The organism is Actinomadura sp. 7K507 (assembly GCF_004348425.1).
Taxonomy (GTDB): Bacteria; Actinomycetota; Actinomycetes; order Streptosporangiales; family Streptosporangiaceae; genus Spirillospora.
In genome coordinates this window covers 1-8,894 of sequence record NZ_SMKK01000316.1, presented here as the reverse complement: position 1 = coordinate 8,894, position 8,894 = coordinate 1, and the positions used below count along the sequence as shown (strand labels likewise).

At 71.5% G+C, this 8,894-nt stretch carries 7 protein-coding genes; 5 read left to right on the top strand and 2 right to left on the bottom strand.

Features of this window, described 5'->3' with window-relative positions; all coding sequences use genetic code 11:
* Nucleotides 1-387: 387 nt before the first annotated feature.
* Nucleotides 388-2,751 (top strand): AAA family ATPase, encoded by a 2,364-nt coding sequence (locus E1285_RS40725; RefSeq protein ID WP_243723402.1) that lies wholly within the window; start codon nt 388-390, stop codon nt 2,749-2,751.
* On the opposite strand, the gene E1285_RS40720 is transcribed toward E1285_RS40725, so the two are convergent.
* Complete coding sequence (locus E1285_RS40720; RefSeq protein ID WP_132159948.1) at nt 2,748-2,939, bottom strand: DUF4236 domain-containing protein; 192 nt, start codon at nt 2,937-2,939, stop codon at nt 2,748-2,750. The two genes, E1285_RS40725 and E1285_RS40720, sit on opposite strands and share 4 nt — an antisense overlap.
* A gap of 252 nt (nt 2,940-3,191) precedes the next feature.
* On the opposite strand from E1285_RS40720, the gene E1285_RS40715 reads away from it, so the two are divergent.
* The gene (locus tag E1285_RS40715) at nt 3,192-5,126 is read left to right on the top strand and encodes a Xaa-Pro dipeptidyl-peptidase (protein WP_132159947.1); all 1,935 of its coding nucleotides are present in this window, start codon (nt 3,192-3,194) and stop codon (nt 5,124-5,126) included.
* A gap of 301 nt (nt 5,127-5,427) precedes the next feature.
* A complete protein-coding gene (locus E1285_RS40710; protein WP_132159946.1) occupies nt 5,428-6,633 on the top strand; it encodes an RNA-guided endonuclease TnpB family protein in 1,206 nt (401 codons plus the stop codon).
* 70 nt (nt 6,634-6,703) lie between these two features.
* On the opposite strand, the gene E1285_RS40705 is transcribed toward E1285_RS40710, so the two are convergent.
* Entirely contained in the window at nt 6,704-7,786 is a 1,083-nt protein-coding gene (locus tag E1285_RS40705; protein WP_132159945.1) for a DNA polymerase domain-containing protein, read from the bottom strand.
* A 65-nt stretch (nt 7,787-7,851) separates the two neighbouring features.
* On the opposite strand from E1285_RS40705, the gene msrB reads away from it, so the two are divergent.
* Both msrB and E1285_RS40695 read left to right on the top strand, forming a co-directional pair.
* Nucleotides 7,852-8,253, top strand: coding sequence for a peptide-methionine (R)-S-oxide reductase MsrB (msrB, locus tag E1285_RS40700; RefSeq protein ID WP_132159944.1), 402 nt, complete (start codon nt 7,852-7,854; stop codon nt 8,251-8,253).
* A gap of 59 nt (nt 8,254-8,312) precedes the next feature.
* Nucleotides 8,313-8,894, top strand: a 582-nt coding sequence (locus E1285_RS40695; protein ID WP_132159943.1) for a TIGR04222 domain-containing membrane protein, incomplete at its 3' end; no start/stop codon positions are given.

The window sequence follows — 8,894 nt, the reverse complement described above, 5'->3', positions numbered from 1 at the left end:
GCCGGGGGCCGCGTGGGCGGTGCGGGGGTTCACGGCGACGGCGGTGGCGAGGCCGCCGGCGATCAGGAGAGTGCGCCGGTCGAGCGGACGTGCGGTGTCGGCCATGGAGAAAGCGACCTTTCGGAGGTTCCGGCATGGACTGCCGGAGAGCCTCGCCACGGCCGGTGACCAGGAGGCACCGTGAAGATGACATCCGCCGCAACACTGATGATCTTCTGAAAGAGCGCTAGCCGATCACGCGCAGCGGGAAAGACGGATGCTAGGGTGGCGACTTACGAATTGCGCACAAAAATTCCATCCTATGACTAGGAGTGTAGCCGAGGCATGGAGACCCGTCAAGCCGACGCTGTCAACCCGGAACGCGATGAAATCGCAGATTCGCCCGCGATGCGCGGCGAACAGGAGTACGTGTCCCGCGTCTACGCACGGCTCGACGTCGAGCGGCAGAAGGCGGAGGCCGCGTTGCGCGAGGGCCCGGCCGGGGGCGGCGGCAGCGCGTTCCAGGCCCGGCTGGAGGGCGCCGTCGCCACCGACGAGGCGGCCCGCCGGCTGGCCGGGCTCGGCGGCGTGGAGGACGGCCTGTGCTTCGGCCGCATCGACCACCGCGCGGACGCCGACGGCCCCGGCGACACGTTCTACATCGGCCGCGTCGGCCTCCGCGACGAGGACCACGAACCGGTCCTGATCGACTGGCGCGCCACCGCGGCCCGCCCGTTCTACACCGCCACCCCCGGCGCCCCCGGCACGCTCGCGCGCCGCCGCCACCTGCACCTGCGCCGCCGCGAGGTCGTCCGGCTGGACGACGAGGTGTTCGACCTGGAGGGCCTGGACGAGTCCGAGCGGAGCGGCATCGTCGGCGAGGCCGCCCTCCTCGCCACGCTCCGCCGCGGCCGGACCGGCCGGATGAGCGACGTCGTCGCCACCATCCAGGAGGAGCAGGACCAGGTCATCCGCTCCGGACTGCAGGGCGTCCTCGTCGTCCAGGGCGGCCCCGGCACCGGAAAGACGGTCGCCGCGCTGCACCGGGCCGCGTACCTCCTCTACACGCACCGGGACGTCCTCGAACGGCGCGGAGTGCTCGTCGTCGGCCCGAACGCCACGTTCCTCCGCTACATCGAGCAGGTGCTCCCCGGCCTGGGCGAGAACGACGTCGCCCTGGCCACGGTCGGTGCGCTGTACCCGGGCCTGAAGGCGACGGAGTCCGACCCTCCCGAGGTGGCCGTCATCAAGGGCGACCACCGGATGGCGGACGTGATGGAGGCGGCCGTCCACGACCGGCAGCGCGTCCCCGCTGACGGCCTGTACATCGAGACCGAGGGCCTCACCCTGGTCGTGGACGCCGGGAAGTGCGCGCAGATACGCGACCGTGCCCGCGCCCTGCGACTCCCCCACAACGTCCAGCGGCGGCGCTTCGTCCACGACATTCTGGAAGCCCTCGCCACCAACAGGGCCGAGCAGTACGACCGCATCATGGACGAGCCCCTGGAAGAGATGGCCAAAAGCGGCGGCCTCCCCAGCTGGCTCCAAGAACTCATCGACGAGGCCGAAGACGAGCCCCTGCTGGACGAGACGGACCTCCGCCTGGCCAAGGAAGCCCTCTGGCAAGACCCCACCGCCCAGGCCGCCATCAACGACCTCTGGCCCGAACTGACCCCCGAGCAGCTCCTGACCGGCCTCTACGCCGACCCCGATGCGCTGGCCCGAGCAGGCGCACAAACGGGCCTCGAATGCACGCTCCTCCACCGCCGGCCCGGCGCCCCATGGACGATCTCGGACGTCCCCCTCCTCGACGAGGCCGCCGAACTCCTCGGCAAGGACGACTCCGCCGAGAAGGCACGCCGGCGCGCCGCCAACGCCGCACGCGCCCAGGAGGAGAATTACGCCCGCGAGGTCATGGAGACGACCGGCGTCACCGACCTGATCGCGGCGAGCGACCTGATCTCCGCGAGCGAGCTGGCCGAACGCCACCACGACGACGGCCCGCCGCTCACCACCGCCCAGCGCGCCATCGCCGACCGCGAATGGGCGTACGGCCACGTGATCGTGGACGAGGCCCAGGAACTGTCCGAGATGGCCTGGCGTACCGTGATGCGGCGCGTCCCGACCCGTTCCCTCACCGTCGTGGGCGACATCGCCCAGACCGGCAACGCGGCCGGCGCCGCGTCCTGGGGCGGGATGCTCGACCGCTACGTCCCGGGCCGCTGGCGCGAGCAGCGCCTCATGGTCAACTACCGCACCCCGGCCGCCATCATGAGGGTCGCCGCCGACGTCCTCGCCGCCGTCGCCCCGGACCAGACCCCACCCGAACCCGTCCGCGACGACGGTCCCCCGCCGACCGCGATCGCGATGCCGGTGACCGCCCTGCCTGCCCTCATCGAATCCGAGCTGTCACTCATCACCGGCGGAACGCCCGACGGCATCGGCGGCGCCTTCAAGGAGGGCCGCCTCGCCGTCATCACCTCCGCCGCCCGCCACGCCGCCGTCCGGGAGGCCCTCCCGGACGCCGCCGCCGGCGCGACCCCCGAGGCCCTCGACTCCCCCACCGTCATCCTGACCGCCGAAGAGGCCAAGGGCCTCGAATTCGACTCCGTCATCATCGTCGACCCGTCCGGCATCCTCGCCGAGTCCCCCAAGGGCGGCCAGGACCTCTACGTAGCCCTGACCCGAGCCACCCGCCGCCTGACGGCCGTCCACGACAACGGCCTCCCGCCCCTCCTCTCGGCCCTGGGGCAGGAGGCGCCGGTGCGCTAGCGCCGCTTGCCGAGGGGGCGGCGCCAGGACAGGCCGGTCCCGGGGATGCGGAACGTCATCGCGCGGCGCCCGTCCGCCGAGCGGCTGTAGCGGGCGCCGCGCGCCCCCACGCTGTGCCCGACGCCCTTGCGGGAGAGGTTGAAGCGGAACGGACCCACCCGGGTCGATTTTCGATAGTGCCAACCCATGGGGGCGGGGATGCCCGGCGGGCGGACGGGCATCCCCGCCACCGTTCACGGACAGCCCGATATATCGGATACGGGCCGCCCGGTGGACGCAAGAGCAGGACATGACCAAATCCGGTCCGAGTTCGTCGTACGGCGCTCTTTACCGGGCGTCGCCGGGCGAGGAACGTGTGCCTCCGTAGAGATCATTTTCCGATTCCCGGGAGGTGCGGGTTGGCCAGGCGATCCCTGAGACGAACCCGGCGGACGACGACGGTGGCCGTGCTGACCGGCGCTGCGCTCGCCTTCGGCGGCGGCGGCGCGGCGGCGGTCGCGCAGGCGTCCCCCAAGATCGTGGTGAAGGGCGGCGTGACCCAGCCGGTCTTCTCCTACAAGGACGCGATCCGCGAGCACGTGTACGTCGAGTCGAGTGTGGACAGCGACCGCGACGGCGAGCTCGACCGCGTCAACGTCGACATCATCCGGCCCAAGGAGACCGAGCAGGGCCTCAAGGTGCCGGTGATCATGGACGAGAGCCCGTACTACGACAACGCGGGACGCGGCAACGAGAGCGAGCGCAAGACCTACGACGCCGACGGGAACCCGGTGAAGTTCCCGCTCGTCTATGACAACTACTTCGTTCCGCGCGGGTACGCGTTCCTCGCCGTCGACATGGTGGGGACGACCCGTTCCGACGGCTGCCCGGTCAGCGGCGGGCCGACCGACGTCCTCGGCGGCAAGGCCGTGGTGGACTGGCTGAACGGGCGCGCCAAGGCGTACCGGGCCGACGGCAGCCCGGTGGAGGCGACCTGGACCACCGGCCGCACCGCCATGATCGGCAAGTCGTACGACGGGACGCTCGCCAACGGCGTCGCCGCGACCGGCGTCCGCGGCCTGGAGACGATCGTCCCCATCACGTCGATCAGCAGCTGGTACGACTACAGCCGCATGAACGGCGTGAAGTACTGGACGGACGAGCAGCCGTGGCTCGCGGACTACGTCGACACCGACCCGCCGGAGAAGTGCGCCGCCGTCAACGCCGATCTCGACGAGGGAGAGGACGACGCGACCGGCAACTACAACGCCTACTGGAAGACCGCCGACTACCGGCACGGGACGATCGCCCGCGCCTCCCGCGTGCGGGCGAGCGTGTTCGCGGTGCACGCCGTCAACGACCTCAACGTGAAGGCCGACCACTTCGCCGAGTGGTGGAAGGCCCTGGCCCGGCACGGCGTCGAGCGCAAGGTGTGGCTGACGCAGCGCGGCCACGTCGACCCGTTCGACTTCCGGCGGGACCACTGGGTGGCCGCGCTGCACAAGTGGTTCGACCACGAACTGCACAAGATCCGCAACGGTGTCCTGCGGGAGCCGCGCGCCGACATCGAGACCGGCCCGGACCAGTGGATCACCCAGTCGGACTGGCCGTCCCGCGACGCGCGCAGGATCACCCTGCGGCCCGGGGAGGACGGCACGCTCGGCCTGAAGCGCGCCCCGAGGGGCTCGACCGCCACCTTCACCGACGCTCCCGGGCCGCGCGGCGACGGGTATCCGGAGGGCGCGATGGTCAGCGACCCGACGGCGGAGCAGCCGTTCCGGGCCGCGTTCGTCTCGGGCCCGCTGCCGATGACGGGACGGCTGTCCGGCACACCCGAGACCCGGCTGAGGATCAAGCTGGACAAGCCGACGTCCAATGTCACCGCGCTGCTCGTCGACTACGGCGAGGACGAGCGCGTGGACCACCTCGGCCCGGGCGCGGGCATCCGCACCCTCGACACCGAGTCCTGCCACGGCGAGAGCACCCCCGCCGACGACGCCTGCTACAAGGAGACCGAGGTCAGGACGGCCACCTCACCGGTGAACGTGGTCGCCCGCGGCTGGCTCGACGCCCAGAACCACCGGTCGCTCAGCCGTCCCAGCCCGCTGAAGCCGGGACGGTACTACGACGTCCGCTGGGAGTCGCTCAGCCAGGAATACCTGCTGAAGAAGGGGCACCGGCTCGCGCTGGTCCTCGCCGGGACGGACTCCGACTACAACACCGAGACGCCCACCGGAGCCAAGGTGACGGTGGACCTGCGCGGCAGTTCCGTCCGCATCCCCGTGGTCATCGGGGCGGACGAGCCGACCGCGATGGTCGCCCCGCCGCAGCCCGACGCGCCCTGGCGCGGCCCGTCCGGCGTCACGCTCCCCGTCCAGGAACGCGAGTTCCACTGAGCCCCGTCCGGCCCGCCGCCCCTCCCGACCGGGGCGGCGGGCCGTCCCTTGTCAGCGGTCGCCGGTTGTCACCGGATTTCCGGAGGATGCCCCCGGCCTTCAGGCCGGGGAGGAATTCGTGTCCCGACTTTAAGCGGGGGAGGGAAAGCCGATCCGCCCTGGGCGGATCGGCGTCTGGCGCGGCCTGTCTGGTGAGGCGGGCGTGGACGCCGGTGGGGTCCGCGTAGCGTGCTGTGCTGGTCGGTGGAGAACTCCGCGGAAACGCACGCACGGGAACACTCGTTCGAGTACGTTCGGTGATGTGGCGGATGCGGACGGCGAGGATGGTGGTGGCGGGAACGCCCGGTACTCTTACCGGCTGCGGTTGTCGTCGACCGCTGAGCGTGCGCTGCTGGCCGAGTGGGACCGCTGCCGGTGGGTGTGGAACGAGTGCGTGGCCCGGTCCAGGGCCGCTCACCGGGCGGGTGAGGCGTGCGGTCCGGCGGGGCTGGACAGGATGCTGACGGGCTGGCGCTCGGGGAAGCGGTGGCTGGGTGCGGGCGCGTCGGTGCCGCAGCAGCAGGTCATCCGGGATTTCGGCAAGTCCCGCGCCAAGGCGCTGAAGGACATCGCTAAGGGGCTGCCCGTCAAGCAGCGGGCGGGGTTGCCCCGGTTCAAGAAGCGGGGCTTGGCCGCCCCGACGCTGAACTACACCCGCCGCGGGTTCCGCCTCACCGGCGGCCGCCTGCGGTTGGCCGGGGGCATCGTGGTGACGGTGGTGTGGTCGCGGGACCTGCCCGCCGCCCCGTCCTCGGTGCGGATCTCCCGCGACTGCCTCGGGCACTGGTACGCCTCGTTCGTTGTCCCGGCGCAGCCCGAGCCGCTCCCGGCGGCCGGGAGGGTGATCGGTGTCGACTGGGGCGTGACACAGGTCGCCACCACCACCAGCGACACCCACGACCTGCCGCATCCCGAGCACGGCCGCAAGGCCGCCGACAAACTTGCCCGATACCAGCGGCAGATGGCGCGGCGCCGCGCCCCCAAGGGCAAGCAGCAGTCCCAGGGGTACCGCGCAGCGCAGCGGCAGGCCGCCAAAGCCGCCCAGAAGGTCGCGTGCCAACGCCAGGACGATGCCCGCAAATGGGCCAAGAAGGTGGCCCGCGACTTCGACGCGGTCGCGGTCGAGGACTTCCGCCCCAAGTTCCTGGCCAAGAGCACGATGGCGCGAAAGGCCGCTGACGCCGCAATCGGCCAGGCTAAGAAGGCCCTGATCGAGATGGGCCGCAAACACTGCCGGGACGTCCGCTTGGTGGATCCGGCGTACACCACGATGGACTGCGGCCACTGCGGAGCGAGAGCCAAGCACCGCCTGCCGCAGTCGGAACGCATCTACACCTGCACCGCGTGCGGGACGTCCCGTCCCAGGGACAAGAACTCCGCGCGGGTGATGCTGGTCCGGGCGGGTCTGGCCCCGGACGGTGCCGATGGCGCAAGACCTCCCGCCCCGCCGGGGCGAGAGGCGGCCTGAGCCGTAAATCCTCGCACATCTCATGGCGGGAGGGACTTGAAGAAACCCCTCCCTTCAGGGAGGGGAGCAGTCAATGGTTGTCGGTGTCCTTGCTGGGCTGGACGCGTTTCGGCTCGCCGGGCATCTTCGGATAGTTCGGCGGGTACGGCATGTCGCCGAGGCCGTGGTCGCGCTCGTCGCGGTCGGCCAGGTCGAGGAGGCCCTCAAGGGAGAACGGCTCGTCGTCGATGCCCGCGTGCAGGTCGCCGAGTTCGGCGAAGCGGGCGGGCATCGTGGCGATGGTGAAGTCGCGGGGGTCGACGTCCGGCAGCTCGTCCCAGGTCACGGGCGCCGAGACCGGGGCGTGCGGCGCCGGGCGGACGCTGTAGGCCGACGCGATCGTCCGGTCGCGGGCGTTCTGGTTGTAGTCGATGAAGATCTGCTCGCCGCGCTCCTCCTTCCACCATCGGGTGGTGACCTCGGCGGGGGCGCGGCGCTCGACCTCGCGGCCGAACGCCAGGGCGGCGCGGCGGACCTCGGTGAACGTCCAGCGCGGCTCGATGCGCACGTAGATGTGCACCCCGCCCTTGCCGGACGTCTTGACGTAGCCCGTGCACCCCAGCTCGGACAGCAGCTCGCGGGCCGGGCCGAGCGCCACCCGGACGGCGTCGGAGAAGTCGGTGCCCGGCTGCGGGTCGAGGTCGATGCGCAGTTCGTCCGGATGATCGACGTCGCCCTTGCGGACGGGCCACGGGTGGAACGTCAGCGTGCCGAGATTGGCGGCCCAGGCGATCACGGCGGGCTCGGTGGGGCAGACCTCGTCGGCGGACCGGCCGCTGGGGAACGCGATCCGGGCGGTCTGCACCCAGTCGGGCGCGCCCTTGGGGATGCGCTTCTGGTAGAACGCGTCGGACTTGCCGGCGCCCATGCCCGACTGGCCGCGCGCGTAGTCCTCCCGGGTGGCCAGCCGGGCGCCCTCGAACACGCCGGCGGGCCAGCGCTCCAGCGTCGTCGGACGGTCGCGGGTGGCGCGGACGATGCCCTCGCCCACGGCGATGTAGTACTCCACCAGCTGCCGCTTGGTGTAGCCGTGTTCAGGAAAGTAGACCTTGTCGGGGTTGGTCACCTTGACGAGCCGATCCCCGACCGGGATCTCGATGAAGGGCGAGGCCATGACGGCACGTTAACCCACGGGCACGACAGTCCACCGGAACGACCCCACCGGGTACCTTCGATGGCATGGAGAAGATCCGCAAAAGCGAGGAAGAGTGGCGGGCGGAGCTCGGCCCGGAGGAGTTCCACGTGCTGCGGGAGGCGGGAACCGAGAAGCCGTTCACCGGCGAGTACAACGACACCAAGACGGTCGGCGTGTACCGGTGCCGCGCCTGCGGGACGGAGCTGTTCCGTTCGGAGACCAAGTTCGAGAGCCATTGCGGCTGGCCGTCGTTCTACGAGCCGTCGGGCTCCGACGCGGTCACGCTGATCGAGGACCGCTCGCTCGGCATGGCGCGCACCGAGGTGCGGTGCGCCGCGTGCGACTCGCACCTGGGGCACGTGTTCCACGGTGAGGGCTACGACACCCCGACCAACGACCGCTACTGCATCAACTCGGTCTCGCTCACGCTGGAGCCCGCCGAGTAGACAACCGGTACCGCCGCTCAGGCGTCTCATGGACGACGGCTCACCCCCAGGGGGTCTCCATGAGCGAGTCCGACGTCGACGACATCGAGGAGTTCGACGACTCCGAAGCGTCCGACGAATTCGAACACTACATCGACGCCATGCTGTGCGGCGGGGCCGTGAGGGTCGCCCAGGTCGCGCTGCTCCTGCTGTACGACGAGAGCCGCATCCGGATCACCCGGGGGACGCGCCGGGTCGAGATCCTGCGGCGCCGGCCCGCCGACCCGGAGCAGGAGCAGGACTGGGTGCGGGAGGCCGCCCTCGACGCGATCCCCGGCGGTGGGCTCCCGCTCAAGGAGGTCATCGCGGCGGTCGCCGCCTCGCCGGAGGTCGCCGCCGTCGCGGACGGGATGCGCGATGAGGGGTTGCTGCGCGGCCGCGGGCTGCGCCTCACCCGCGACGGCAGGCTGACCCGCCGGATGCTCACCGAGGAGCCGCCCGAGTCCCGGGCGGGGAGGCTCGCGGTCCATGGCCCGGCCGCTCTCCGGGACACCTGGCTGGGGGAGGTCCTGGAGGACGAGGACCCGGACCCGGTCCGGCTCCGCCGGGTGCGGGGCCGCGGGTTCGGCGGCATCGGCCGGTACCGGGGGTGGGGGCTGGGC